This window comes from Streptomyces nanshensis, from assembly GCF_001751255.1.
GTDB lineage: Bacteria > Actinomycetota > Actinomycetes > Streptomycetales > Streptomycetaceae > Streptomyces > Streptomyces nanshensis_A.
On the sequence record NZ_LJGW01000033.1, the window covers coordinates 1 to 23815 of the forward strand.

Sequence of the window (23815 nt, forward strand, 5' to 3'; positions counted from 1 at the left end):
CACGGGCCCGGCCGCGGCGGAACCGGCCGCGCCGCAGCAACCGGCCGCGGGCGCGGGCGACTCGGCGCGCGAGACGCGGATCCCGGTGCGCGGCGTACGGAAGGCCACGGCCCAGGCCATGGTGAACAGCGCCTTCACCGCGCCGCAGGTCACGGAGTTCGTCACCGTCGACGTGACCCGGACGATGAAGCTCGTACGGGAGCTGAAGCAGGACCCGGACATGCAGGGGCTGCGCGTCAACCCGCTGCTGATGGTCGCCAAGGCGTTCCTGGTCTCGCTGCGCCGCCACCCGGAGGCCAACGCGGCCTGGGACGAGGCGAACCAGGAGATCGTGCTGAAGCACTACGTCAACCTGGGCATCGCCGCGGCCACGCCGCGCGGTCTGATCGTCCCCAACATCAAGGACGCCCAGGCCAAGACCCTGCCCGAACTGGCGGAGTCGCTCGGCGAGTTGGTCGGCACGGCCCGCGAGGGCAAGACCAGCCCGGCGGCGATGCAGGGCGGCACGGTGACCATCACCAACGTCGGCGTCTTCGGCGTCGACACCGGTACGCCCATCCTCAACCCCGGCGAGTCCGCGATCCTGGCCTTCGGGCAGGTGCGGCAGCAGCCGTGGGTCCACAAGGGCAAGGTGAAGCCGCGCGACGTCACGACGCTGGCGCTCGCCTTCGATCACCGCCTGATCGACGGCGAGTTGGGCTCGAAGGTCCTCGCGGACGTGGCGGCGGTCCTGGAACACCCCAGGCGCCTGATGACCTGGACCTGACGGACGGGCGGCGTCCGCCGCCGCTCTCCAGCCGACCGGTGCCGGGCCCTCACAGGGGGCCCGGCACCGGTGCGTTCGGACGGTCACGTCACCGTCGTCCCAGATCGCGGACACGCGACCCCCGCTCCCCCTGTTGTATCTAAGCTGTGCACATGTCCGTTTCCACCGATCTCGCCCCCGTCGCCCCCGGTGCCTCCTCCCGTCAGCCGCCCGCCGCCGAGCGCGTCTACACGCACGTCAAGCAGTGTGTGCTGGACCGGCGCTACGAGGGCGGAATGCTGCTCACCGAGGGCGAGTTGGCGGAGGCCGTCGGCGTCTCGCGTACGCCCGTACGGGAGGCGCTGCTGCGCCTGGAGGTCGAAGGGCTGATCAAGCTCTACCCGAAGAAGGGCGCGCTCGTTCTGCCGGTCTCCGCGCAGGAGATCACGGACGTGGTGGAGACGCGGCTCCTCGTCGAACAGCACGCGGTGCGCAAGTCCTCCGACCCCGTACGGGCGGAGCTGATCGCACGGCTGGAGGAGCTGCTGGAGGAGCAGCGCGCGCACGCCGACGCCGGCGACCTCACGGCGTTCGCGGTGAGCGACCGCTGCTTCCACGCGGCGATCGTCAAGAGCACCGGGAACGAGATCCTCACCCGGCTCTACGACCAGCTCCGCGACCGGCAGTTGCGGATGGGCGTCGCCATGATGCACGCGGAGCCCGACCGGATCGCCAAGAGCATCGCCGAGCACGCGGAGATCACCGAGGCCGTACGGGCGGGCGACGCGGACGCCGCCGCCGACGCGGTCCGTCGGCACGTCACCTGGGTGCGGCACCTGGTCCACGGTGATGTGCGGTGAGCGCAGGCAGCCCCCTGGGCGTCCCGGTCCACAGCGACCCGCCGGGCGGCTACCGCGCCGTCGGGGTGTGGGGCCTGGGCGTCACCGTTTACTTCGTCGCCATCACCTACCGCACGAGCCTGGGCGTCGCCGCGCTCGACGCCACTCGGCGCTTCGACATCAACGCCTCCGCCCTCTCCACGTTCTCCATCCTCCAACTGCTCGTCTACGCGGGGATGCAGATTCCGGTCGGGCTGCTGGTGGACCGGCTGGGCACCAAGAAGGTGCTGACCCTGGGCGTGGTGCTGTTCACCGCGGGCCAGTTCGGCTTCGCGTTCTCCGAGTCGTACGCCGCGGCGCTCGCCTGCCGTGCCCTGCTGGGGTGCGGCGACGCGATGACGTTCATCAGCGTGCTGCGGCTCGGGGCGCGCTGGTTCCCGGCCCGGCGCGGTCCGGTCATCGCGCAGATCGCGGGTCTGATCGGGATGGCGGGCAACCTCGTCACCACGCTCGTCCTGGCGCGGCTGCTCGGCGCCTTCGGCTGGACGGCGACGTTCGCGGGCAGCGCGCTGGGCGGCCTGGTGCTGCTGGTGCTGGTCGTGACGTTGCTGCGGGACCACCCGAAGGGGTACGCGGTGGTCAACTCACCGCATGTGGACGGCGGTTACGTACGGCGGCAGATCCTGCGGACCTGGCGGGAGCCGGGTACGCGGCTGGGGATGTGGGTGCACTTCACGACCCAGTTCCCGGGGATGGTCTTCCTGCTGCTGTGGGGGATGCCCTTCCTCGTCGACGGGCAGGGCCTGGACCGTGCCGGCGCGGGCGAACTGCTCACGCTCGTCGTGCTGTCGAACATGGCCGTGGGTCTGGTCTTCGGGCAGTTGATCGCACGGCACCACGCGGCGCGTGCACCGCTCGCGCTGGGCACGGTGGCGGTGACGGCGGCGGTGTGGGCGAGCGTCCTGCTGTGGCCGGGGCATGCGCCGATGTGGCTGCTGGTGCTGCTGTGCACGGTGCTGGGGGCGTGCGGTCCGGCGTCCATGATCGGCTTCGACTTCGCACGTCCCGCGAACCCGCCGGAGCGTCAGGGCACGGCCTCCGGGATCGTCAACGTCGGCGGTTTCACCGCGTCGATGACGACGCTGCTCGCGGTCGGCGTCCTGCTGGACCTCACCGGCGGCAGCTTCCGTGCGGGCTTCGCGAGCATCTTCGTGCTGCAGGCGCTGGGCGTCGTGCAGATCCTGCGGCTGCGCGGGCGGGCACGCGAGCGCGAGCGGGAACGTGTGGTGGCCAGCCGCGTGGAGGCCGTGCACGTGCCGGTCTCCCGCTGACGCGCCACAACCTCCGCCGGCGTACGGGCTGTTGTACGGCGACGGGCGGCCCCGGAAGGGGACCGCCCGTCGCTGCGTCATCGCGTCACGGTGTCATCGCGACTGCGTCGCTGTGTCACGGTGTCGTCGCGTTCACGGCGTCACGGCGAAGTTCTCCAGGATCGCCCGTGCGAGCTTCGCGTCGCCCTCGACCTTCACCTGGTCCGCGACGGCGTCGGCCCGTACCCGTCCGGCCGCGAGCCGTACATACGTCTCCCAGTCCAGCGAGAGCGTGACCGCGGGCCCCAGCGACGGGCTGCCGTCGACGGTGCCGTGCCCGTCGGCGTCCACCCGTACCGTGCGCATGAACTCGACCGGACCGCTGACGTCGACGACCACCGCCGTGTTCGGACGCGCCCCGGCCTTCTTGGCGACCACCTTCGGCAGGCCCTGCACGAAGAGGTCCCGGGCGACGGCCGCGCCCTGAGAGTCGAGGTGGCCCGGCGTGTTCAGCGCCCGGCGCAGATCCTGCTCGTGCACCCACACGTCGAACGCCCGCATCCGGAGCTGGAGTTCGAGGCTGATCTTCGAGCCGCCCGGCATGATGTCCCGCACGTCGGCGTCGGGTTCGCGCTTCTCGTTACGGAGCTGCCGGGAGCGGCGGATGATCGTGTACTCCAGCTCGCTCGTCATCTCCGGACCGGTGTGGTGCCGCCGCACGTCGACCTGGATCTCCATGTGCCGGCTGGGCTCGTCGACGACGTGGTACAGGTCGCGCGGCAGGGTGTGTATCGGCCGCGGATCACCGAGCAGTTCGCACTCCATGCCGATGATGTGCGAGACCACGTCACGGACCGACCAGCCGGGGCAGGCTGTGCGCCGGTTCCACTCGCCTTCGGCGAGCGGGCTCACCAGTTCGGATATCGCTTCGATGGACTCGGTCCAGGCGTCGACGTAGGGCTGAAGGCTTGGGTGGTCGGTCACGAGACCCCTCGGGCGGTACGGACGTTCGTGGTCTTCGGTGCGTGCGTGCGGTGCTCTCAAGTTACGCTGCGCGAGGCCGACGCGGCAGTCCTTTCAAAGCACGATGCTAGGCCCACTCGGACCCCTTTTGCGCACCGGTGGTGGTACCGTGCGCGGCCGTCCGGCGTGAACAGGGACAAAGCACGGTAGTGGGGGTCGATTCCCCTGCCGCGACGTCCGGTTGGTCCGCCTCCGGGCACCGCGCACCGCTGCCGTACGGGCGTCTCGCGGGCACCGCCGGCCCTCGCCCGGCGCCCGCACGCCTCCGTCAGTCGCCGCCCGTCAGCGCGTCCACGCACACCGCGAGCGAGAGCAGCAACGGCACGTCGGAGTCCGGCTGTTCGATGTCGACGGCGTAGGTGTCGCGCACCCGGAACCATCGGCGCGAGATGCGGGCGAGCCGCCCGCCGCCGAGTTCGATGTCGTACTCCTTGTCGAGCACGTTGCCGTGCACCGACAGCGTGCCGCCGTCCGCGAGCCGCGCCTTGAAGCGGTTGCGCAGCGGCGTGAAGCGCTTCTTGCGCACGGTCGCCAGCGTCCGGCCGTCGCGCTCGATCTCCATCGTCTCCCAGAGGCTGATCATCTTCCGCCGGATGACGGCGACGACCTCCCCCTGCACGTCCTTGAGCTGGAACGTCTGCCGGATCCGCAGGGCCTTGCCGTCGACGAGGAAGGCGTGGTCGCCGTACTCGTCGTCGATCCAGTAGTCGTCGCCGATGCCGAAGATCCGTTCGCGTACGAGATATCTCATGCCCGTAGCCCTTCCCCGTCTGCGGCCCGATCCGCCCTGCGAACGGCCCGCCGCCTCCGGTACGGGTGAGGGCGGCGGGCCGTCGGTGTTCTGTTCCCGGTCAGCCGTTGTGCACGCGCGCTCAGTTCAGGTGGTGGCGCTCCTCCTCCACGACCACCGGCGCGGCCGGGTGCGGCGGCTGGGTCCTGCGGCGCTTGAAGATGCTGACGTAGACGGAGAGTCCGATCAGGCCGGCGGCCATCAGGACGAGCCCCACCACGTCGAGGTTCACGACGTCGGTGTTGACGTCGACGGCCAAGGTGAGGATGGCCCCCACGGCCAGCATGCCGATGCAGATGACGATGCCCATGGATCCCTTGCCTCCGACTGGCGTTGTCCTGCGTGTACGGCTCTCGTACGGCGTACGGGTGCCCCCCGCGGCGAAGGTCAATCAGACGGGAGGCAGAACCCGGGGCCCAACATGCCTGCGGGGCGGGCGCGTTGACCCTCACGCCCGCCCCGCCCCCGTACCGTTCCGCCCCGTCCTGCCGCCTCCCGGTCCGTCCCGTCCCGTACGGACGTCAGTCCGCCAGGAACGCCTGCATACAGCGCGTCAGCAGCAACGGGTCGTCCACGCCGCACAGTTCGCGCGCCGAGTGCATCGAGAGGATGGCCACGCCCACGTCGACGGTCGAAATCCCGTGCCTGGCCGCGGTGATGGGCCCGATCGTCGTCCCGCAGGGCATGTCGTTGCTGGAGACGAACGTCTGCCACGGCACACCGGCGCGCTCGCACGCCGCCGCGAAGACCGCGCGGCCCGAACCGTCCGTGGCATAGCGCTGGTTGACGTTCACCTTGAGGATCGGGCCGCCGTTGGGCGTCGGCCGGTGCCCCGGCTCGTGCCGCTCCACGTAGTTGGGGTGCACCGCGTGCCCGGTGTCGGAGGAGAGGCAGACACTCCCCGCGTACGCCCGCGCGCGGTCCTCGTACCCGCCGCCGCGTGCGAAGAGGGAGCGCTCCAGCACGGAGCCGAGCAGCGGCCCGTCCGCGCCGGTGTCCGACTGGCTCCCGTTCTCCTCGTGGTCGAAGGCCGCCAGTACGGGGATCGAGCGCGGCCCGCCGGTCCCGCCGGTCCCGTCGGCCCCGGCGGCCTCCGCCAGCGCGAGCGCACCGGCGTGCACCGAGAGCAGGTTGTCCATGCGCGGCCCCGCGAGCAGCTCCTCGTCCCGTCCGAGGTAGGCGGGCGGCTCCACGCTGTGCGCCATCAGATCCCAGCCCACGACCTCCTCGGCGGGGACGCCGGCCTCCTGCGCGACGAAGCGCACGAGGTCGCCCTCGCGGGGCGTGCCCAGACCCCAGACCGGCGTCATATGGCGCTGCCGGTCCAGCTTGAGCCCGTCGTTGGCCTGCCGGTCCAGATGGATGGCGAGCTGCGGTACGCGCAGCAGCGGGCGGTCGACGTTCACCAGCCGGGCCGAGCCGTCGCGCAGCGAGAGCCGTCCCGCCAGACCCAGGTCGCGGTCGAGCCAGGTGTTGAGCAGCGTGCCGCCGTAGATCTCCATCGCGATCTGCCGCCAGCCGCTGCCGCCGGTGTCGGGCACGGGCTTGACGCGCAGATTGGGGGAGTCGGTGTGGGCGCCGACGATGCGGTACGGGGTGGCCGGGCCGGCGCCCTCCGGCACATACCACGCGATGAGCGCTCCGCCGCGCAGCACGTAGTGGCCGCGGCCGCCCTCCGTGGCACCGGTGCCGGCCGCGTCCCACGCCTCCGTCTCGCCGAGCTGCCGGAAGCCCGCCTTCTCCAGCAACTCGGCCGCGCTGCGCACCGCGTGGTACGGGGTGGGCGAGTCCGAGAGGAAGCCGATGAGGCCGTCGGCGTGGGCGCGGGCCGCGTGATCCGGCGGCGGGGAAGTCTGGGGACTTGGGGTCATACGCTCAGCATACGAAGGCGAAACGTCCTTCTCCCGCCCCGTCGGGGGGAGAAGGACGTTCCGCATGGGGGGATCTCGGCGAGGCCGCGCACCGGCACCGGCGGAGCCGTCCGGCGGGGCCTCGCCGCAGGATCAGAAGGCCGCTTCGTCCAGCTCCATCACGGACGAGTCGACCTTCTCGGCCAGCGAGCGCTCGACGGCCACGGACGGCAGCACGGTCCCCGCGAAGAACTTCGCCGCCGCGACCTTGCCCTCGTAGAACGCCTTGTCCTTCGCGGACAGGTTCGCCGAGGCGTCGGCCAGCCTCTCCGCGGCGACGGTCGCACCGCGCAGCAGCAGATAGCCGATGACGACGTCGCCGGAGGAGAGCAGGAAGCGCGTGGTGTTGAGGCCGACCTTGTAGATCGACGTCACGTCCTTCTCGGTGGCCGCCAGGTCGGTCAGCATCGCGCCGACCATGGCCTCCAACTCGACCGCCGCGGTGGAGAGTTCCTCGCGGGCGCCGGCCAGCTCCTCGCCGCCCTTCGCCTCCGCCAGGAACTTCTTGATCTCCTCCGACAGGGCCGTGAGCGCCTGGCCCTGGTCGCGGACGACCTTGCGGAAGAAGTAGTCCTGGCCCTGGATCGCGGTGGTGCCCTCGTAGAGGGTGTCGATCTTGGCGTCCCGGATGTACTGCTCGGCCGGGTACTCCTGGAGGTAGCCGGAGCCGCCGAGCGTCTGCAGCGACTGCGCGAGCTGCTCGTAGGACTTCTCCGAGCCGTAGCCCTTCACGATCGGCAGCAGCAGGTCGTTGAGGCGCTGCGCCGCCGAGGCGTCCTCGCCGCGGTACTCCTTGAGCATGATCTCGTCCTGGACGGACGCGGTGTAGAGCACGAGGGCGCGCATGCCCTCCGCGTACGCCTTCTGCGTCAGCAGCGAGCGGCGCACGTCGGGGTGGTGCGTGATGGTGACGCGGGGCGCCGTCTTGTCGGTGAACTGCGCCAGGTCGGCGCCCTGTACGCGCTCCTTCGCGTACTCCAGGGCGTTGAGGTAGCCCGTGGAGAGCGTGGCGATGGCCTTCGTGCCGACCATCATCCGCGCGAACTCGATGACCTTGAACATCTGGCGGATGCCGTCGTGCTTCTCGCCGAGCAGCCAGCCCTTGGCGGGCGCGTTGGCGCCGAAGGTCATCTCGCAGGTGTTGGAGACCTTCAGGCCCATCTTGTGCTCGACGTTGGTGGCGTAGACGCCGTTGCGCTCGCCCAGTTCGCCGCTCTCCCAGTCGAAGTCGTACTTCGGGACGAGGAAGAGCGAGAGGCCCTTGGTGCCCGGGCCGTGGCCCTCGGGGCGGGCGAGGACGAAGTGCACGATGTTCTCGGAGAGGTTGTGCTCACCGGAGGTGATGAAGCGCTTCACGCCCTCGATGTGCCAGCTTCCGTCGTCCTGCTTGACGGCCTTGGTGCGCCCGGCGCCGACGTCCGAACCGGCGTCCGGCTCGGTGAGCACCATCGTGGAGCCCCACTGCTTGTCGACCATCAACTGGGCGACCTTGAGCTGCTCTTCGGTGCCCTCCTCCTGGATGACGCCGGCGAAGGCGGGGCCCGAGGCGTACATCCACACCGCGGGGTTGGCGCCGAGCACGGTCTCCGCGAAGCTCCACAGCAGCGAACGCGGCGCCGTGGTGCCGCCGATCTGCTCCGGGGTGCCCAGGCGCCACCACTCGGCGTCCATGTACGCCTGGTAGCTCTTCCTGAACGCCTCGGGAACGGGCGCGGTGTTGGTCTCCGGGTCGAAGACCGGCGGGTTGCGGTCGGAGTCCTCGTAGGACTCGGCCAGTTCGTTCTCGGCGAGGCGCGCGATCTCGCTCAGCACGCTCTTCGCGGTGTCCACGTCCATCTCCGCGAACGGTCCGGTGCCGTACACCGTGTCGCGGCCGAGCACCTCGAAGAGGTTGAACTCGATGTCGCGGAGATTCGACTTGTAGTGCCCCATGGCAACGGCTCCGTGTGGTCTCACTCGACGGACAGGAAGTCAGTTCGGTCTGAGTGCCATGATGCTACCCGTCGGTAATAAGAAGCAACCCCTAACCGCTCATCTGTGACTCGTTACTCTTTCTCCTATGTACGGCTACGAGCAGACCGCTTCCGCGGGCCACGGATACCCGCACGCCGGGCAGCAGCAGTACGGCCACCAGCAGCAGGGCCACCAGCAGTACGCGGCGCAGCAGTCTGCTCCGCCTCCCTACGGGCACCAGGGCCAGCACCAGCAGGGCCAGCAGGCCAACGGCCAGCCGCTCTACCCCGAGCCCTCGTCGCCGCCCTCGCTTCGGGAGACCGTGCGGGCGTTCACCAACGGCACGATGACCTCGGAGGACTTCCAGTCGATCTTCTCGACGTCGAAGGTCTACTGTCCCCGCGGCGAGACCCCGGGCTTCCTCGCGCTGCACAACACCCAGCAGCCGGTGATCCCGATGTTCACCACGCTCAAGGAACTGCGCCGCTACGCCGGCAAGGAGTCCCGCTACTTCGTGATCACGGGCGCCGAGGTGCTCGACCTGCTCCCGTCCGGCTACGGCTTCGTGCTCGACATGGAGGGCGACCACCGCGTGGTCTTCGACGCCAAGGCCGTCGAGGAGATGGTCGACTACGCGATGCGCCGGATGTACGGATAGCGCCTGCGGACGCGCGCCAGGTGAGCCTCGGGGCCCGTCGTCCCGTACCGGCTCGGCGCCTCACGCCCAGGCGGGCGTCGCGACGTTCTCCCGCATCTCGAACCAGATGCTCTTGCCCTCGCCGCGCGGATCCACCCCCCACGAGCCCGCGAGCATCTCCATCATCATCAACCCCCGCCCGGACGAGGCCAGTTCACCGGGCGTACGGCGGTGCGGCAGCGCGTCGCTGGTGTCGGAGACCTCGACGCGCAGCAGCCGCGCGCCCCTCTTCCCGCTGGCCTCGGCGACGACCACGGCGTCTCCCTCGGTGTGGACGAGCACGTTCGTGAGCATCTCCGAGAGCATCAGCACGGCGCCGTCGATCTGGTCCTCGCTCTCCCAGTCGAAGAGCATCCCCTGGAGCTGATGCCGCGCCTCGCCGATCCGGTCCGGCTCGGCCTGCGCCACGGTGAAGGTCGTACGCCGTGAGACGCCGGACGCCGCCGCGGCCCGCTCCGCCGCGTACGCGGGGTCGAGCGTGATCAGCAGCAGCGCGATGTCGTCCGCGCGGCGGTCTTCCAGCGGGCCCGCGTTCTCGCCGGGCGGCTGCTGCACCGAGCCGATGAGGGCGTCCGCGAAGCCCTCCAGATCCGCCGGTGTGCCGGTGTCCCCCGCCGACTGCTCCTTGAAGACGGTACGGATGCGCCGCCAGCCCGTGTCCATCGTGTGCCCGCCGATCTCGATCAGACCGTCCGTGCACGCCAGCAGCGTCTCGCCCGGCTCCAGCACCAGCCGCGTCGTCGGATACTCCGTGCCCGGTGCGACGCCGAGCGGCAGCCCGCCCGCGGTGGCCCTGATCAGCATCGTCCCGTCGGCCAGCCAGATCGCCGGGTCGGGGTGGCCCGCGCGGGCCACGTCGAGGGTGCCCGTGACGGGGTCGGCCTCCATGTACAGACAGGTGGCGAACCGGTCGTCGTCGGGCGGGCCTCCCGCGGCCCCGTCGTCCGGCTCCCCGGTGGGCTCCCCGTCCGGCTCCCCGGCGGGCGGGGGCTCCGGCACCGCCGGCTCCGGCGCACCGGCGGCCGAACCCGCCCGCTCGTCCTCGGAGCCGGTCATCACCTCCGGCCGCCCGATCCCCGCCAGATAGCGGGAGGCACGCGCGAGCACCGCGTCCGGACGGTGCCCCTCCGCCGCGTATGCCCGCAGTGCGATCCGCAGTTGCGCCATGATCCCCGCGGCGCGCACGTCGTGCCCCTGTACGTCGCCGATGACCAGTGCCGTACGGCCGGACGGCAGCGGGATCACGTCGTACCAGTCGCCGCCGACCTCCAGCCCGTCGCCCGAGGGCACATAGCGGGCCGCCAGCTTCATGCCCTCGATGCCCGGCTTGCGCGTGGGGCGTAGCGTGCGCTGAAGCCCGGAGGAGAGCTGAAGCTCCATCTCGTGCATGGACGTACGGGAGAGCGCTTGCGCGAGCATGCGCGCGATGCTCGTCAGCAGCGCCCGCGCCTCCCTGGTGAACTCCATCGGCTCGGGGAAGGCGACCATCCACGCGCCCAGCACCCGGCGCGAGACGGTGAGCGGCAGCCACGCCCACCCCCGGTTCCCGATCCGTTCGGCCTCCGGCCAGGCGTCGGGGAACTCGCGGCGGTAGTCCTCCGGCGCGGGCAGATAGACCGGCCGTCCCGTCCGTACGACGACGGCCGCCGGGTGGTCGGCCTCGGCGGGCATGTCCATGTACGGCAGCAGATGCCGCGGCACCGGCCGCTGCGCGGCCGGCCCGACGAGGGTGAGCCGGCCGCGTTCGAGGCTGAAGACCGCCAGGGCGCGCGGCTTGAGGCCGGGGATGACCAGCGAGCCCGCGACCCGCAGCACCTCCGCCGTGGTGCGGGCCTCCGCGAACGCCCGCCCGGTGTGCAGCAGGAACGCCTCGCGGTTGTGCTGCCGGCCCTCTCCCACCTGCGACGGCGACTCGGTGGCGGGCTGGTCGGGGATCTGCGAGACGGTGCCGATGAGGGAGAGCGTCCCCTTCTCCTCGACGGGGGTCATCCGCAGACGGATCGAGCGCACCGGTTCGCTGTTCTCGTCGACGACCCGCAGCACCGACTCGACGACCGTCCACTCCGACAGCGCGAGGTTGGCGGCCGCGGTCAGCTCCACGTAGTCGGCGAAGTGGATGCGGGTGCGGATGAAGGGCTCGGCCAGCGTCATGGTCCCCTCGCCGGAGACCGGCCCGGGGGCGAGGCCCGGCTCCGTCGCCGTATCGGACGGGGCGTCCGAGCCGGGACCGGCGACGGTCAGCGAACGCTCGGCCCGGTCCGTCGCCTCGCCCTGCCGGAAGGGGACGCCGAGGAGGGCTGCGGTACGGACGTCCACGGTCGAGGTGCCCGTTGCGCTGTCCCAGCGCCACAGCCCGGTCCGGGTGGCCTTGAGCACCTCCTCGGTGTGCATTGCCCCACTTTATGTGCGTTCCGGAAATCGGTGCGAGTGGGGCTGAGCCAGGACGGTAGTCTGAAGGGCCGACCCGCCAGGCAACTGGCCCCACCACTGTCGACCGACGACTGGATGACCCCATGCCCCGGTACCGTTCCCACACCTGCGGCGAGCTCCGTGCTCCGGACGTCGGCACGGACGTCCGCCTCAGCGGCTGGCTGCACAACAGGCGGAACCTCGGGGGCATCCTCTTCATCGATCTCCGTGACCACTACGGGATCGTGCAGCTCGTCGTACGGCCCGAGGAGACGGCCGTGCACGAGCGTCTTAGCTCGCTGTCGAAGGAGTCGGTCGTACGGGTCGACGGCAAGGTCAGCGCGCGGGGCGCCGACAACGTCAACCCCGAACTGCCCACCGGCGAGATCGAGGTGGAGGTCGGCGAGGTGGAGGTGCTCGGCGCCGCCGAGCAGATCCCTTTCACCATCAACGCCGAGGACGGCGTCAACGAGGAGCGGCGGCTCGAATACCGCTTCCTCGACCTGCGCCGCGAGCGCATGCACCGCAACATCGTGCTGCGCTCGCAGGTCATCGCGAAGATCCGCGAGAAGATGGTCGCCGAGGGCTTCAACGAGCTTGCCACGCCCATCCTTTCGGCCACCTCTCCCGAGGGCGCGCGCGACTTCCTCGTACCGTCGCGGCTGCACGCCGGGAAGTTCTACGCGCTGCCGCAGGCGCCGCAGCAGTTCAAGCAACTGCTCATGGTCGCGGGCTTCGACCGCTACTTCCAGATCGCGCCCTGCTTCCGCGACGAGGACGCCCGCGCCGACCGCTCGCCCGGCGAGTTCTACCAGCTCGACATGGAGATGAGCTTCGTCGAGCAGGAGGACGTCTTCGCGGTCATCGAGAAGGTGATGACGGACCTCTTCCAGGAGCTGGGCGACGGGCGCGAGTGCACCTCGCCCTTCCCGCGCGTCCCCTACCGGGAGGCGATGCTCCGGTACGGCACCGACAAGCCGGATCTGCGCGCGCAGCTCGAACTGGTCGACGTCTCGGACGTGTTCGAGGACTCGGGCTTCAAGGCCTTCGCGGGCAAGCACGTACGGGCGCTGGCCGTGCCGGACACCGCGGACCAGCCGCGCAAGTTCTTCGATCAGATGGGCGACTTCGCGGTCGAGCAGGGCGCGAAGGGTCTGGCCTGGGTCCGCGTCGGCGAGGACCGCACGCTCACCGGGCCCATCGCCAAGTTCCTCGACGACAACGACGTCTCGCAGCTTCTGACGGCGCTGAAGGCCGAGCCGGGCACGGCGGTCTTCTTCGGCGCGGGAGAGTTCGACGAGGTCTCGAAGATCATGGGCGCGGTCCGCGTCGAGGCCGCCAAGCGCACCGGGCACTTCGAGGAAGGCGTCTTCCGCTTCTGCTGGATCGTGGACTTCCCGATGTACGAGAAGGACGAGGAGACCGGCGCTGTCCAGTTCTCCCACAACCCCTTCTCGATGCCGCAGGGCGGCCTGGAGGCACTGCGTACGCAGGACCCGTTGGACATCCTGGCCTGGCAGTACGACATCGTCTGCAACGGCGTGGAGCTGTCCTCGGGCGCCATCCGTAACCACGAACCCGAGATCATGTTCAAGGCGTTCGAGATCGCGGGCTACTCCAACGAGGAGGTCGAGCGCGAATTCGGCGGCATGCTCCGCGCGTTCCGCTTCGGCGCGCCCCCGCACGGCGGCATCGCCCCCGGTATCGACCGCATCGTGATGCTGCTGGCGGACGAGCCCAACATCCGCGAGACGATCGCCTTCCCGCTCAACGGCAACGCGCAGGACCTGCTGATGGGCGCCCCCACGGAGGTCGACGAGACCCGCCTGAAGGAGCTGCACCTGTCGGTGCGCAAGCCGAAGCTGTAGCCCTGGCGGGCAGCGCTGCGGGGAGCCCTGCGGGGCGCGCCGCCGACTCGCTTCACGACCGAACCCCCGGACAGCGTCCGGGGGTTCGGGTGTGTGCGGGGGCGTTGCGCGTCACGGGCACGGCGCCGCGAGCGTCACGACGGTGTAGGACTCCAGCCGCACGACGAGTTGCCCGGCGCGGACCCAGCGGATCCGTGCGTCGTCGTAGGCCACGCCGGCGACGGTCCACGCCGCCGGACGCGGCCGGCCCGGCCGGTAGAGCGCCCCGCGTACCCCCACGAGCGTGTGCGCTCGCACGCGCAACGCCGTGGCGCGCGGCCGGAGATGGGGGCATGCGCGGACGGAACGCACGGCGCAGGGCTCGCAGAGCGGAGGGTGAGACGTGGTGAGGGCGTCCGTCCGGCCGGTGTGCTCCGGGGCCTCGCCGCCGATCAGCCACAGGACCCCTTCCCGGTTCCGGTCGGCCGGACGGCCACAGACCTGGCACAACAGCCGCCGCATGGCCCTGCGCTGGCGAAGCGCGTGGACCCGGCCGAACTCCGGCCGCCCTCTTCCGGGGTGGCGTGCGGGAGGGGCGCGCTCGGCGGATCACGCACCGTCCGTCCGTCGTCAGCCGCCGAAGCGGTAGTCGAGGACGTACGAACCGGCGTCCAGGAGCATGCGGTTGACCTCGACCGGGCGGCCGTCCGCGGTGAGGGCGACGCGCAGGATCTCGATGACCGGGGTGCCCGGCGGCTGGGACAGCGCCTCCGCCTCGTCCCTGTCGGGCATCCTCGCGCGCAGCTCCTCCGTGAAGTCGACCGGCTCGGCGCCGAGTTCGGCGAGGCGGGCGTAGGTGCCGCCGGGCCCGGTGTCCGGCTCGGCCACGCGCGTGCCGCGCACGAGGGCGGCCGGGAGGTAGGAGTCGGCGAGCTGGACGGGCTCCCCGTCCACCACGTAGCGACGGCTGCGTACGAGCACCGAGGTGTCGTCCCCGGACAGGTCGAGCGCCTCCGCCACCCACTCCGGGGCCGGGGCCTCACGCACGTCGAGGGCGTCCACCTCCAGCGGGCGCTCCTCGACGTCGGCCGCCCAGACGGAGCCGCCCGAGGCCCGCCGTCCACGGGAGAGACGTTCCGTGGCGCTCCGCCGGATCAGCTTGAACTCCCGTACGTACGTGCCCGATCCGGGCCGCGCGGAGGCCAGCCCCTCCGCGATCAGCAGCTTGAGCGCGTTCGCCGCGGTCTGCTTGGCGACTCCGTACTGCCGGACGAGGGCGGGCTCGCCGGGCAGGCGGGTGCCCGGGGCGAGATCGCCGGACTTGATCCTCGCGCGGAGGTCGTCGGCGATCTGCCGGGCGGGGGTCTCGGCCATCGGTGTCTCCATGTTCCCTAGGGTGGTTGACCACCGTAACGCCGGAGACCGCCCGGCCCCCTCGCGGATTCCCCGCCCGGCCCCTGCCTCAGAGACCGATGCCGCCGCCGTCCTTCCGCCAGACGCTGACGACCGAGGGGCGGACGTACGCGTCGGGGCCGTCCGGCCACTGGGAGGCCGGCTTCTCGACGCTCGCGCCGTCGACCTCGCCCGGGTGCTGCACCGCGACGAGGACGCGGCGGTCCTGGATGAGCGGGCCGCAGGTCTCCGCGCCCGTCGGCACGGTCAGGAACTGCCGCACCTCGCCGCGCCGCCGGCCCGCCGTGGCGACGCCGAACAGGCCGTCGTGGGAGCCGAGTTCGTTGCCGTCGGTGGACAGCCACAGGTTGCCGTAGTCGTCGAACGCGACGTTGTCGGGGCAGGAGATCGGGCTGACCTGGTCCTTGGGGAAGCCGCCGAAGTACGTGCCGGGGTCCTCCGGGTCGCCGCAGACCAGGAACAGCCGCCAGGTGAAGGCGTGCGCCGCCGGGTCGTCGCCCCGCTCGGCGAACTCCAGCACCTGGCCGTGCTTGTTGCCGTTGCGCGGGTTGGCCTCGTCCGGTCCGGCCTTGCCGGAGGCGCCGCGGTCGGTGTTGTTGGTGAGGGCGGCGTAGACGCGTCCGGTGCGGGGGCTCGGCTCGACGTCCTCGGGGCGGTCCATCTTGGTGGCGCCCGCCTTGTCGCCGGCGATGCGCGTGAAGACGTACACCTCGTCGGCGGTCATGCCCGCCACGTGCGAACGGTCGCCGGTGGCCAGCGGGATCCAGGTGCCGCGCCCGTCGAACTCGTGGTCGTCGGAGGGGAGTTCGCCCGAGCCGTCGATCTCGTCCGCGGGGCTGTCGCCGTGCAGCTTGGCGACGTAGAGCGTGCCGTGGTCCAGCAGCGTCATGTTGTGCTCGTGGTCGGCGCGGCTGTTCCCGCGCCGCATGCGCTTGGACGAGACGAACTTGTAGAGGTATTCGAACCGTTCGTCGTCGCCCATGTAGACGACGGGACGGCCGTCGTCGGTCAGCCGCGGCTGCGCCGCCTCGTGCTTGAAGCGGCCGAGCGCGGTGCGCTTGCGCGGCGGCGAGTCCGGGTCGTACGGGTCGAGTTCGACGACCCAGCCGAAGCGGTGCGGCTCGTACGGCTCCTTCGTGACGTCGAAGCGGTCGTCGAAGCGCTCCCACTTGCGCTCGGTGTCGGTGCCCTTGAGGGCGTAGCGCTCCAGGCGCTTGCGGTGCTCCTCGTCCTCGACCTTCTCGGTGTTGGCGAAGTACTGGTCGATGTTCTCCTCGCCGTGCAGCGTCGTACCCCACGGAGTGGTGCCGCCCGAGCAGTTGTTGAGGGTGCCGAGGATCTCGCGGCCGTCCGGATCGGCCGACGTACGCAGCCACCTGCTGCCCGCCGCGGGGCCCGTGACCTCGAAGGGCGTGGTGGCGGTGACCCGGCGGTTGAGGCGGTGGCGCGGCACGGCGCGCAGCGCGCCGGTGGACTTCTCGCCCTCGACGACCACGACCGACAGCCCGTGTGCCGCCCAGGCGATCTCGGCCTGCTCACGGGTCGGCTCGTCCGGGTCGTACCCGGCGAACATCAGGACCTCGTCCGTGTATTCGTGGTTGGCGACCAGCAACTGCCGCCTGCCGCCGCCCTCCTGGCCGTGGCTGCGGTTCTCGCGGTCCGCGCGGGCCTTGTGGTCGTCGTGCTCCTTGTGGCCCTTGTGCAGCGGCAGCAGCGACAGGAAGTCGTTGTTGTAGCCGAACTGCCCCTCCTGCGCCGTCGCGGACTGCTTCTCCGGGTCGAAGTCCGGTGCGCCGCGCAGGATCGGTTCGCCCCAGCGGATCACGATGTTCTGGCCGTAGCCCTCCGGGACGGTCACCTTGTCGTCGGTGTTGGGCTCGACGGGCGTGAAGCGCAGACCTTTCGCGGGCTTGCCCTTCGCCTTCGCGGCGTCCTCGGAGGCGAAGGCGGACTCCCCGCTGCACGCCCCCGTCGTCGTGACCGTGGCGGCCACGGAGACGATCGCTCCGGCCCGCAGTACGGACCGGCGTGAGAGGGCGCGGGCGATGAGATCACCGGCGTACTCGTTGCCGCTGGTGTTGGGCGCCTCGTGGAAGCAGGCGTCGCCGCAGCGGAAACGGCACGTCATCGCGGATCTCCCGCCCGGGTGCGAACCGAGCACCGTCAGCAGCTTGCGCATGGTCTCCTCCGGGTGTCCGTACATACGCGGCGAAGCGCACGCTAGGGGCGCAGCCCCGCGAGGAGACGACCGCACGATGAACCACGGGTGAATCCCGGCCCGCGTGCGTACGCGTCGGCCCGCATGCGTACGCGGGAGCGCGGAGGAGGCGAGGCGCGTGGACGTGGAGCGCCGGAGCGGAGCGGAACGAGCGCGGCGCGCTCAGCAGGGCGGGTCGGAGCACTGCACCGTCAGCAGCGTCTCCACCCGGTGCCCCAGCCACATCCAGCAGGCCCCCGAGAGCAGCAGCAGCGTCAGCACCACCACCGCCGCCTGCACGGCCCGCCGGGCGCCGGGGCTGCCATGGGCGCGCATCACGGCCCGCGTGAGGGACCAGGTGAGCAGGGCGAGCAGCGGGAACCCGGCGGCCATGGCGGGCAGTTCGATGTACAGCAGGCTCGGATCGCGCTCGCCCTCGAAGCCGCCGCGCAGCGCGGGCACCGCGCCGTAGAGCCACACCCCGAGACCGGTGGCCGCCGCGAGCAGCGCGATCAGGCAGCCGGCCGCCGCGACGGCCGTCCCCTCACGAGCTTCACGCTCTTCACGGTTCTCACTCGGTCCCATGCCGGAACTGACGCCGCACGCGGCACCGGCAGTTCCCGCGCGCGTGCGCGGGAGCGGTGCCCCGCGGACGGAGTGCGCCAGAGGGGGACGCGGCTACGCGGCGGTGCGGCGTCGGCGCCGCTGTGGTCCGGGCGCCCCCGGCGTCTTCGCCCGCACCATGAGCGTGCCGACGTTGTCCGGCTCCGGCGCCGGCAGTACGGAGGCGTCGATACCGGTGAAGCGGTGGCGCTCCAGCAGCTCCGCCCACATCTCGGGGGAGTACGCCCAGCGCAGCACCGGCAGCCTGCGCCCGCTGAGGCCGTTGCCGTACATCGCCTGCGGCCCGTAGAACCCGTCGATGGGCTCTGCCTGCGAAAGGGCCAGCACACCACCGGGGTTGAGGCGGCGGGCGACGAGCGGGACGAGCCGCTCCGGATCGGTGAACCAGACCGCGCCCCACCGCGAGTAGACCGCGTCGAACGTCGAGGTCGTCTCCGCGAGGTAGTCGCACGCCTCCGCGTTGACGAAGGACAGCCCGGGCGTGCCCTCCCACCACAGCCGGGCGCGTGCGGTCTGCGCGGGCGAGAAGTCCAGCGCGGTCACCTCGACGCCCGTACGCGCCAGATGGACCGCCTCCCTCCCCTCCGCCGAGCCCAACTCCAGGGCGGTGCGCGGCCGTCCGAGGAAGCCGGTACCGGGACCGTGCCCCGGATACTGCGTCCACTCGAAGGAGTCGACGGCGGGAGCCGCGGGTGTTCCCTCCCCCTTGTGCGGCTTGTACGTGTCCCAGTACTCGGGGAGGCTCTGCGACGTGAGAGGCATGCGTCTCCTCACGGATTGCCGACGATGACGTCACCTGCCTCCGCACCGTAGGCTCCGCGGTCCCCGCGCGGGCCGGGACCGTACGGCTTCACCCGAACGTGCCGCGGCCCGCCGTACGGTGACACCGGCGGGCTGTCACGGGCGCCGCGGACGGGCCGTTACGAGCGCCGGGGACGAGCCGGTCCCGGAGGACGGACGCCGGACCGGGATAGGCGTCCACGCCGCCGGGTACGCACGCGCCGTACCCCGCGAACGCCCAGGAAGGCGGCGAAAGCCCCGTGAGCACCTTCGACTCCCCCGTCCCGCGTTTCCATCTGGCCGTGCCCGTCGACGACTTGGCCGCCGCCCGCGCCTTCTACGGCGACGTGCTCGGCCTGGAACAGGGCCGCAGCGCGGAGACGTGGACGGACTGGAACCTCCACGGCCACCAGTTCGTCACCCATCTCGTCCCGGGCCACACCGCCGCCGGAGCCCGCAACCCGGTCGACGGCCACGAGGTGCCGGTGCCGCACTTCGGCCTGCTCCTCTCCGTCCCCGCGTTCCACGAACTGGCCGCGCGGCTGCGGTCGGCGGGCACGGAGTTCGTCATCGAGCCGTACGTACGGTTCGAGGGGCAGCCGGGCGAGCAGTGGACGATGTTCCTGCGCGACCCGGCGGGAAACGCCCTGGAGTTCAAGGCGTTCGCGGACGACGCGCAGGTCTTCGCGACGGGGTGACCCTGGCCGGTGAGGCACCTGATGGGATCGTCTCGACTCGGACCGGCGTCTATCGCAGGTAGGTTCGTTGCCACTCAGCCGACGACATGCCCTCTGCGGCCTCGGCCAGAGCGATGGCTGAGGCTGTCTTGAGCTTGGCGCGTGTGGCGTCAACCCACTCCTGAGCGTTGCGGTAGCCCTGTTCGAGGTATTCCATCCCTTGGATCATGCACTCCAGCTTGTCCGCGTCATGGGCTACCAGCACTTCAAGGGAGTCGCCGTTCTCGTACTCGTCCACCACAGCCTTGATGCCGGACGCGACAGCGGGATGGGCGTCGGCGACCTGGTCGGCCGTTACTTCCTCGTTCTTCGCTGCGGTGAGATAACGGCGGCCGATCCATGGGATGTCCCCGACGCGGGTTTCCTGCGTGTCGTGGAAGGTGCACAGCAGTGCGACCCTGGCGGCGTCGGCTTGTTCCATCATTGCCAGGACGGCGCCAATTACAGCGGTACGGAACGAGTGCTCGGCGATCGTCTCTGGGTCTTTCACGCCCACGATCCACCAGCCTGAGCGCTTCTGACGCTTGAGCGCGCCCATCTCCATCAGGTAGCCAACGGAACCCTTGGCGTACTGATCACCAGACATACGGCTCGTCCTCTCAGCGAATCACGGGGTGTTCAGCCTCAGACCGTAATGCGCGGCTTCGAGTTCGCGTCTCGACTGCTTGGACACACGGCCGGCGTCAAGTAGGAGGCCAACGCGGTCTTTCAAGTCGTGGGTGGGGGTGGGGGTGGGGTCGATGGCGGGCAAGCCAGGACGCACGGCGAGCAATGCCCGTACCGAATGAACGTTTTGAGGTCAACGCGGGATCGGCACCGCACCTGGGCAGATGGCGTCGAATCGAGCGGAACTGTGTGGAAGACGAGGCGCTCAGCGGGCGGCGGCCGGACTCCCAGCCCTGGACCGTCGTCACGTCGACCTCTAACGCCTCGGCAAGTGCGCTCTGCGTCAGACCCGATCACTCTCTCGTGATCTTGAACAGGTACCCAGCGACCAGACCTTCGCGTGCCTGCCGATGGACACCCTGACTGGCAGTCAGGCTTCTGTGCGTCGATGGCGAGCGGCTTGGAGTCATGGCTTCGGCTCCCGCTTGCAGAGGTGTGAACGAGACCATAGTCGCGCAGAGCGACGAACTACACACGCTCTCACCGAAGGGGCGTACCGTCCTGAATGTCACCGCAGAACAACTTGGAGCAGATATGCCCGAGCACACCGACATCGGCGCCACTCTCGCTGAGCTGCGCAAGCGGCGCGGTATGACACAACAGCAGTTGTCGCGCAGCGCCGGCGTATCCCTGTCCACAGTCCGGAAGACGGAGCAGGGCGAGACCGAGACCATGCGCATGGAGACCGCGCGCCGGTTCGCAACGGCTCTGCGGGTGCCAACGACCGCGCTCCTCGCCCGAGATGAAGCCCCGGCCCACGCCGGGACGGTTGACCACTGGGCTCCGGTACGGGCGGCCCTGGCCGCGCCCCCCCAGGCACAGCCGCAGGAGCCCCCGACCACGGAAGGCGTACGCGAGGCACTTCAGGCAGCCGAACCGCTCTTCTCCGGGGACCGGTTCGCCGATCTGGCGGCCTTGCTGCCGCAGTTGCTGCGGGATGCGGACGCGCTCGACGGTGACGACCCGGGCGCTCGGGCCGTGCGTGTGCGGCTGCTCCAGTTGACAGGCTGGCTGCTGACGCAGACGCGGCAGTACGAGGCTGCGGAGATGGCGCTGGACCGGGCCGAGGCGGACGCCAACGATCGTTTTTCCTGCGCGGCGTCGGTCAACACGCGCTGCTGGCTGCTGCTGCGTACGGGGCGACTCACGAAGGCCCGGGAACTGGCGACGCGTTGGGCCGACGACACCGAGCCCCGCCTGAGCAAGGCCACTCCGGAAGAGCTCAGCACCTGGGGGTGGATGCTGCTGCGCGTTTCGGCGGCGGCCGTACGCGACAACCGGAGCGGGGAGGCCGCTGACGCGCTGCGGATGGCGCGGGCCGCGGCGGTCGCTCTGGGCCGCGAACACGCACCGCACGCGGACTTCCTGCGGACCTTCGGGCCGACGACCGTTGTGCTGAAGCGGGCGGAGAACGCAAGCGTCACGGATCAGCCGGACGTGGTGTTGCGGGTCGCGGCCACGGTGCCGAAGGGCGGACTGCGCCCGACGTCGAACAACAGGAACCGGCACCTGCTGGACGTGGCGAACGCCCACACGTCGATGCGTCAGTACGGCGATGCCGTCGAGACGTTGCAGAAGATCCGCGAGAACAGCCCGGAGTGGCTGCCGCAGCAGCGGTTCGCACAGGACATCATGGGCCGGATCATCGACAGCCGTCGCACGCTGACGGCGGAGATGCGGGAACTCGCTGATGCGATCAGTCCCGCGGCATAACAGTCCGTAAGGTTTGTTCCTCACGTAACGCCAGGTCGCAGCGAGCAAAGGGTACTTCGAGCCGGTCACGGACCGAAGTGCCATGGTGGCCGATGACATCCCTTCCTACGGTCAGTGAGTGTCCGATCACTCACCGACCAAGGGGTGGCTGTCCGTGCCCACGATGCCGAGCTTCACCGCGCCGCCCCTGCCTGCCGCCGCCAGCGCCGAAGAGGCCGACGAAAAGGTCGACAAGGCGGCCGACGAACAGACCCCCGGGGCGCCGTCACCGTTAGTGCCGCGGTTTGCCATGCGTTTTTCTTCGACGCCGCGTGGGGCGCGGTTGGCGCGTCGGCTGGTGGCCAAGCGGCTGGAGCAGTGGGGGTGTTCGCCGGAGAGCGAGGCGTATCAGTCGATGGTCTCGATCGCCGGTGAGCTGTGTGCGAATGCCGTACGGCACGGTCATGTACCGGGGAGGGACTTCCGTGTCTGCCTCACCGCGACGGATGCGGTGCTGTGTATCGAGGTGACCGACACTCGGGGTGAGCGGCGCCCGAAGCCGCGCTCGAATCCGTACGACGCGGAGAACGGGCGCGGTCTGCTCATCGTCGGCATGCTCGCGGACCGTTGGGCCGTCGTCGCCCATCCGCCCGGCCATCCCGGCAAGACCGTACGAGCCGAAGTCCACACACAGCCCGCGGAATCGGACGCCACAGGCAACTGACGAGACCCCCGCCGCGGGACTCCACGACGCGACCCGGAACGGGCTCACCCGCCAGCACGAAGGGGACACCACCATGTGTCCAGCGTGCGGTCCCGCCACAACTCCGGGGATCTGGACCGTACTCAGGCCGCCATCGCTGCGGCCGGCTACGTGACGGACCCGCTGCTGTGGCTGCCGCCGACGGACAGCACGGTCCCCGTGGCGGCGGAGTGCGAGCACTCCGAGCCGCCGCCGGCCGGGTGTGGGGCGGATTGCAGCAACACCGGCCCCAACTAGTAGTCGCACGAGTACGCTGCGTATCAACTCGCGCTGACAGGAGGGGACATGACGGATGAATCCCGCACGCCGGAGAACCAGCCTCCGGGCTGGACGGACCCGCGATACGTCGATGTGGTGGCGCGCATCTCGGCGCACGCCGCGGCGTCCGGACATCGTCCGCGGCGGCACGGCTTCCCGTTCAACGGGGTGCAGGGGTTCGTCGTCCCTGGGGCTGAGGGGGAGAAGCGCGTGACGTGCTGCACGTGCCTGCACCCGGCGTAGGCGCGTAGCAGCACCGGACCGACCGGGCCGTGGCCGACCGGGGCGTATCCGCCCCGCCCCCGCATGCCGAAGGCCCCGGAACGCGCGCCGTACGCGCTGTTCCGGGGCCTTCGTCGATCCGTGGTGAAGCCGCTCAGCCGACCAGGCCGCTGGCGCCCTCGACCGCCGGCACGCCCGCGCTCACGCTGCCGGCCACGCCGCCCACACCGGGGACGCCGGCGCTCGCGCTGGCGGAGACGCCGCCCGGGCCGGGGGTGACGTCGACGGCGCCCAGGCCGGCGGGGAGGTTGGCGCCGACGCCGCCGGAGACGTTGTCGAGCTCGGCGTCGGAGATCTCAGCGGTCTCGATCTGCGGGGAGGTGTTGCTCATGGGGACTTCCAATCAACAGACGGGAACAGGTGCCTCATGTTCCGGGTGTCGTGGGATCAGACCATCCACACGGACCTCGCGGCCACTCGTAACGGCCGTCTCCTCATGATCCTCACGTGATCTTATGAATGTCAGCGCTTACGTTCTCAACCCCTGGACGGCAAGCGTGAGTTGGGCGTTACGCCCCCTCGCGCCACTCATCCGCGAGCACCGCACCGCCCCACGCCGAGGGCCCCGGAGCACACGCGGCGCATGCGTTCCGGGGCCCTCGGGGGATCGGCGGTGAGGCGGTGAGGCGGTTCAGCCCACCAGGCCGGTGACGTCGTCGACGCCGGGGAGGGCGCCGCTCACGTTGCCGCTGACGCCGCCGACACCGGCGACGCCGCCGTTCACGGTGCCGGTGACGCTCTGCAGGCCGGCGTTGAGGCTGCCGGTGAGGTCGGCGACGCCGCCGGAGACGTTGTCCAGGTCGGCGTCGGAGATCTCGGCGGTCTCGATCTGCGGGGAGGTGTTGCGCATGGTGGCTTCCAATCAACGGGCGGGACGTAC

At 70.8% G+C, this 23815-nt stretch carries 25 protein-coding genes; 10 read left to right on the forward strand and 15 right to left on the reverse strand.

The window, feature by feature from the left end:
• From AN218_RS01310 to AN218_RS01320, 3 genes are all read left to right on the forward strand, one after another.
• Positions 1-766, forward strand: a 766-nt coding sequence (locus AN218_RS01310; protein WP_141747393.1) for a dihydrolipoamide acetyltransferase family protein, incomplete at its 5' end; no start/stop codon positions are given.
• Between the two features lie 152 nt (positions 767-918).
• On the forward strand, positions 919-1605 hold the full coding sequence (locus AN218_RS01315; protein WP_070014597.1) for a GntR family transcriptional regulator: 687 nt from the start codon (positions 919-921) through the stop codon (positions 1603-1605).
• A complete protein-coding gene (locus tag AN218_RS01320) occupies positions 1602-2915 on the forward strand; it encodes an MFS transporter (protein WP_070014572.1) in 1314 nt (437 codons plus the stop codon). The genes AN218_RS01315 and AN218_RS01320 overlap by 4 nt, the downstream gene beginning before the upstream one ends.
• A 132-nt stretch (positions 2916-3047) precedes the next feature.
• Here AN218_RS01320 and AN218_RS01325 read toward each other — a convergent pair whose 3' ends face one another.
• From AN218_RS01325 to AN218_RS01345, 5 genes are all read right to left on the reverse strand, one after another.
• Positions 3048-3878, reverse strand: coding sequence for a maleylpyruvate isomerase family mycothiol-dependent enzyme (locus tag AN218_RS01325; RefSeq protein WP_070014573.1), 831 nt, complete (start codon positions 3876-3878; stop codon positions 3048-3050).
• 307 nt (positions 3879-4185) lie between these two features.
• A complete protein-coding gene (locus tag AN218_RS01330) occupies positions 4186-4668 on the reverse strand; it encodes an LURP-one-related/scramblase family protein (protein WP_070014574.1) in 483 nt (160 codons plus the stop codon).
• A 121-nt stretch (positions 4669-4789) separates the two neighbouring features.
• Positions 4790-5017: a hypothetical protein gene (locus AN218_RS01335; protein WP_070014575.1), complete on the reverse strand. Its 228-nt coding sequence runs from the start codon at positions 5015-5017 to the stop codon at positions 4790-4792.
• Positions 5018-5228: 211 nt separating this feature from the next.
• Positions 5229-6578: a M18 family aminopeptidase gene (locus tag AN218_RS01340; protein ID WP_070014576.1), complete on the reverse strand. Its 1350-nt coding sequence runs from the start codon at positions 6576-6578 to the stop codon at positions 5229-5231.
• Positions 6579-6710: 132 nt separating this feature from the next.
• Positions 6711-8549 (reverse strand): acyl-CoA dehydrogenase, encoded by a 1839-nt coding sequence (locus tag AN218_RS01345; RefSeq protein WP_070014577.1) that lies wholly within the window; start codon positions 8547-8549, stop codon positions 6711-6713.
• A gap of 127 nt (positions 8550-8676) precedes the next feature.
• On the opposite strand from AN218_RS01345, the gene AN218_RS01350 reads away from it, so the two are divergent.
• Complete coding sequence (locus AN218_RS01350; protein ID WP_070014578.1) at positions 8677-9228, forward strand: SseB family protein; 552 nt, start codon at positions 8677-8679, stop codon at positions 9226-9228.
• A gap of 60 nt (positions 9229-9288) precedes the next feature.
• Here AN218_RS01350 and AN218_RS37735 read toward each other — a convergent pair whose 3' ends face one another.
• The gene (locus tag AN218_RS37735) at positions 9289-11658 is read right to left on the reverse strand and encodes an ATP-binding SpoIIE family protein phosphatase (RefSeq protein ID WP_070014579.1); all 2370 of its coding nucleotides are present in this window, start codon (positions 11656-11658) and stop codon (positions 9289-9291) included.
• Between the two features lie 122 nt (positions 11659-11780).
• Here AN218_RS37735 and aspS point away from each other — a divergent pair, with 122 nt between their 5' ends.
• Positions 11781-13544: an aspartate--tRNA ligase gene (gene aspS, locus AN218_RS01360; protein WP_070014580.1), complete on the forward strand. Its 1764-nt coding sequence runs from the start codon at positions 11781-11783 to the stop codon at positions 13542-13544.
• A 111-nt stretch (positions 13545-13655) separates the two neighbouring features.
• Here the strand turns inward: aspS and AN218_RS35915 are convergent, their stop codons facing one another.
• The 5 genes from AN218_RS35915 to AN218_RS01385 all read right to left on the reverse strand — a co-directional run bounded on the left by AN218_RS35915 (position 13656) and on the right by AN218_RS01385 (position 18519).
• A complete protein-coding gene (locus AN218_RS35915) occupies positions 13656-13841 on the reverse strand; it encodes a hypothetical protein (protein ID WP_141747394.1) in 186 nt (61 codons plus the stop codon).
• A gap of 312 nt (positions 13842-14153) precedes the next feature.
• Positions 14154-14897: a GntR family transcriptional regulator gene (locus AN218_RS01370; RefSeq protein ID WP_070014582.1), complete on the reverse strand. Its 744-nt coding sequence runs from the start codon at positions 14895-14897 to the stop codon at positions 14154-14156.
• Positions 14898-14985: 88 nt separating this feature from the next.
• Positions 14986-17115, reverse strand: coding sequence for a PhoX family protein (locus AN218_RS01375; protein ID WP_070014583.1), 2130 nt, complete (start codon positions 17113-17115; stop codon positions 14986-14988).
• Positions 17116-17316: 201 nt separating this feature from the next.
• Positions 17317-17718, reverse strand: a complete 402-nt coding sequence (locus AN218_RS01380; RefSeq protein WP_107421321.1) for a hypothetical protein — start codon at positions 17716-17718, stop codon at positions 17317-17319.
• Between the two features lie 93 nt (positions 17719-17811).
• On the reverse strand, positions 17812-18519 hold the full coding sequence (locus AN218_RS01385; RefSeq protein ID WP_070014584.1) for a class I SAM-dependent methyltransferase: 708 nt from the start codon (positions 18517-18519) through the stop codon (positions 17812-17814).
• 278 nt (positions 18520-18797) lie between these two features.
• On the opposite strand from AN218_RS01385, the gene AN218_RS01390 reads away from it, so the two are divergent.
• Positions 18798-19235, forward strand: coding sequence for a VOC family protein (locus AN218_RS01390; RefSeq protein WP_070014585.1), 438 nt, complete (start codon positions 18798-18800; stop codon positions 19233-19235).
• A 49-nt stretch (positions 19236-19284) separates the two neighbouring features.
• Here the strand turns inward: AN218_RS01390 and AN218_RS01395 are convergent, their stop codons facing one another.
• Positions 19285-19860, reverse strand: a complete 576-nt coding sequence (locus AN218_RS01395; RefSeq protein ID WP_070014586.1) for an HD domain-containing protein — start codon at positions 19858-19860, stop codon at positions 19285-19287.
• A gap of 97 nt (positions 19861-19957) precedes the next feature.
• Entirely contained in the window at positions 19958-20227 is a 270-nt protein-coding gene (locus tag AN218_RS38975) for a helix-turn-helix domain-containing protein (protein ID WP_216311703.1), read from the reverse strand.
• A gap of 247 nt (positions 20228-20474) precedes the next feature.
• Between AN218_RS38975 and AN218_RS01400 the strand changes: the two genes are divergently transcribed.
• The 4 genes from AN218_RS01400 to AN218_RS01415 all read left to right on the forward strand — a co-directional run bounded on the left by AN218_RS01400 (position 20475) and on the right by AN218_RS01415 (position 22896).
• The gene (locus tag AN218_RS01400; RefSeq protein ID WP_070014587.1) at positions 20475-21653 is read left to right on the forward strand and encodes a helix-turn-helix domain-containing protein; all 1179 of its coding nucleotides are present in this window, start codon (positions 20475-20477) and stop codon (positions 21651-21653) included.
• A 118-nt stretch (positions 21654-21771) separates the two neighbouring features.
• Positions 21772-22356: an ATP-binding protein gene (locus tag AN218_RS01405; RefSeq protein WP_244900191.1), complete on the forward strand. Its 585-nt coding sequence runs from the start codon at positions 21772-21774 to the stop codon at positions 22354-22356.
• 75 nt (positions 22357-22431) lie between these two features.
• Complete coding sequence (locus AN218_RS01410) at positions 22432-22632, forward strand: hypothetical protein (protein WP_070014588.1); 201 nt, start codon at positions 22432-22434, stop codon at positions 22630-22632.
• 48 nt (positions 22633-22680) lie between these two features.
• The gene (locus AN218_RS01415) at positions 22681-22896 is read left to right on the forward strand and encodes a hypothetical protein (RefSeq protein WP_070014589.1); all 216 of its coding nucleotides are present in this window, start codon (positions 22681-22683) and stop codon (positions 22894-22896) included.
• Between the two features lie 133 nt (positions 22897-23029).
• Here AN218_RS01415 and AN218_RS01420 read toward each other — a convergent pair whose 3' ends face one another.
• Positions 23030-23266 (reverse strand): hypothetical protein, encoded by a 237-nt coding sequence (locus AN218_RS01420; RefSeq protein WP_070014590.1) that lies wholly within the window; start codon positions 23264-23266, stop codon positions 23030-23032.
• Positions 23267-23566: 300 nt separating this feature from the next.
• On the reverse strand, positions 23567-23785 hold the full coding sequence (locus AN218_RS01425) for a hypothetical protein (protein WP_070014591.1): 219 nt from the start codon (positions 23783-23785) through the stop codon (positions 23567-23569).
• Between the last annotated feature and the right edge of the window lie 30 nt (positions 23786-23815).

Coding starts and splice junctions, on each gene's coding strand:
- AN218_RS01415 (WP_070014589.1), top strand. CDS start 22,681: ATGACGGATGAATCCCGCACGCCGGAGAACCAGCCTCCGGGCTGGACG.
- AN218_RS01335 (WP_070014575.1), bottom strand. CDS start 5,017: ATGGGCATCGTCATCTGCATCGGCATGCTGGCCGTGGGGGCCATCCTC.
- AN218_RS01385 (WP_070014584.1), bottom strand. CDS start 18,519: ATGCCTCTCACGTCGCAGAGCCTCCCCGAGTACTGGGACACGTACAAG.
- AN218_RS37735 (WP_070014579.1), bottom strand. CDS start 11,658: ATGCACACCGAGGAGGTGCTCAAGGCCACCCGGACCGGGCTGTGGCGC.
- AN218_RS01330 (WP_070014574.1), bottom strand. CDS start 4,668: ATGAGATATCTCGTACGCGAACGGATCTTCGGCATCGGCGACGACTAC.
- AN218_RS01345 (WP_070014577.1), bottom strand. CDS start 8,549: ATGGGGCACTACAAGTCGAATCTCCGCGACATCGAGTTCAACCTCTTC.
- AN218_RS01380 (WP_107421321.1), bottom strand. CDS start 17,718: ATGGGACCGAGTGAGAACCGTGAAGAGCGTGAAGCTCGTGAGGGGACG.
- AN218_RS01370 (WP_070014582.1), bottom strand. CDS start 14,897: ATGGCCGAGACCCCCGCCCGGCAGATCGCCGACGACCTCCGCGCGAGG.
- AN218_RS01400 (WP_070014587.1), top strand. CDS start 20,475: ATGCCCGAGCACACCGACATCGGCGCCACTCTCGCTGAGCTGCGCAAG.
- AN218_RS01425 (WP_070014591.1), bottom strand. CDS start 23,785: ATGCGCAACACCTCCCCGCAGATCGAGACCGCCGAGATCTCCGACGCC.
- AN218_RS01395 (WP_070014586.1), bottom strand. CDS start 19,860: ATGTCTGGTGATCAGTACGCCAAGGGTTCCGTTGGCTACCTGATGGAG.
- AN218_RS01420 (WP_070014590.1), bottom strand. CDS start 23,266: ATGAGCAACACCTCCCCGCAGATCGAGACCGCTGAGATCTCCGACGCC.
- aspS (WP_070014580.1), top strand. CDS start 11,781: ATGCCCCGGTACCGTTCCCACACCTGCGGCGAGCTCCGTGCTCCGGAC.
- AN218_RS01315 (WP_070014597.1), top strand. CDS start 919: ATGTCCGTTTCCACCGATCTCGCCCCCGTCGCCCCCGGTGCCTCCTCC.
- AN218_RS01340 (WP_070014576.1), bottom strand. CDS start 6,578: ATGACCCCAAGTCCCCAGACTTCCCCGCCGCCGGATCACGCGGCCCGC.
- AN218_RS01375 (WP_070014583.1), bottom strand. CDS start 17,115: ATGCGCAAGCTGCTGACGGTGCTCGGTTCGCACCCGGGCGGGAGATCC.
- AN218_RS01350 (WP_070014578.1), top strand. CDS start 8,677: ATGTACGGCTACGAGCAGACCGCTTCCGCGGGCCACGGATACCCGCAC.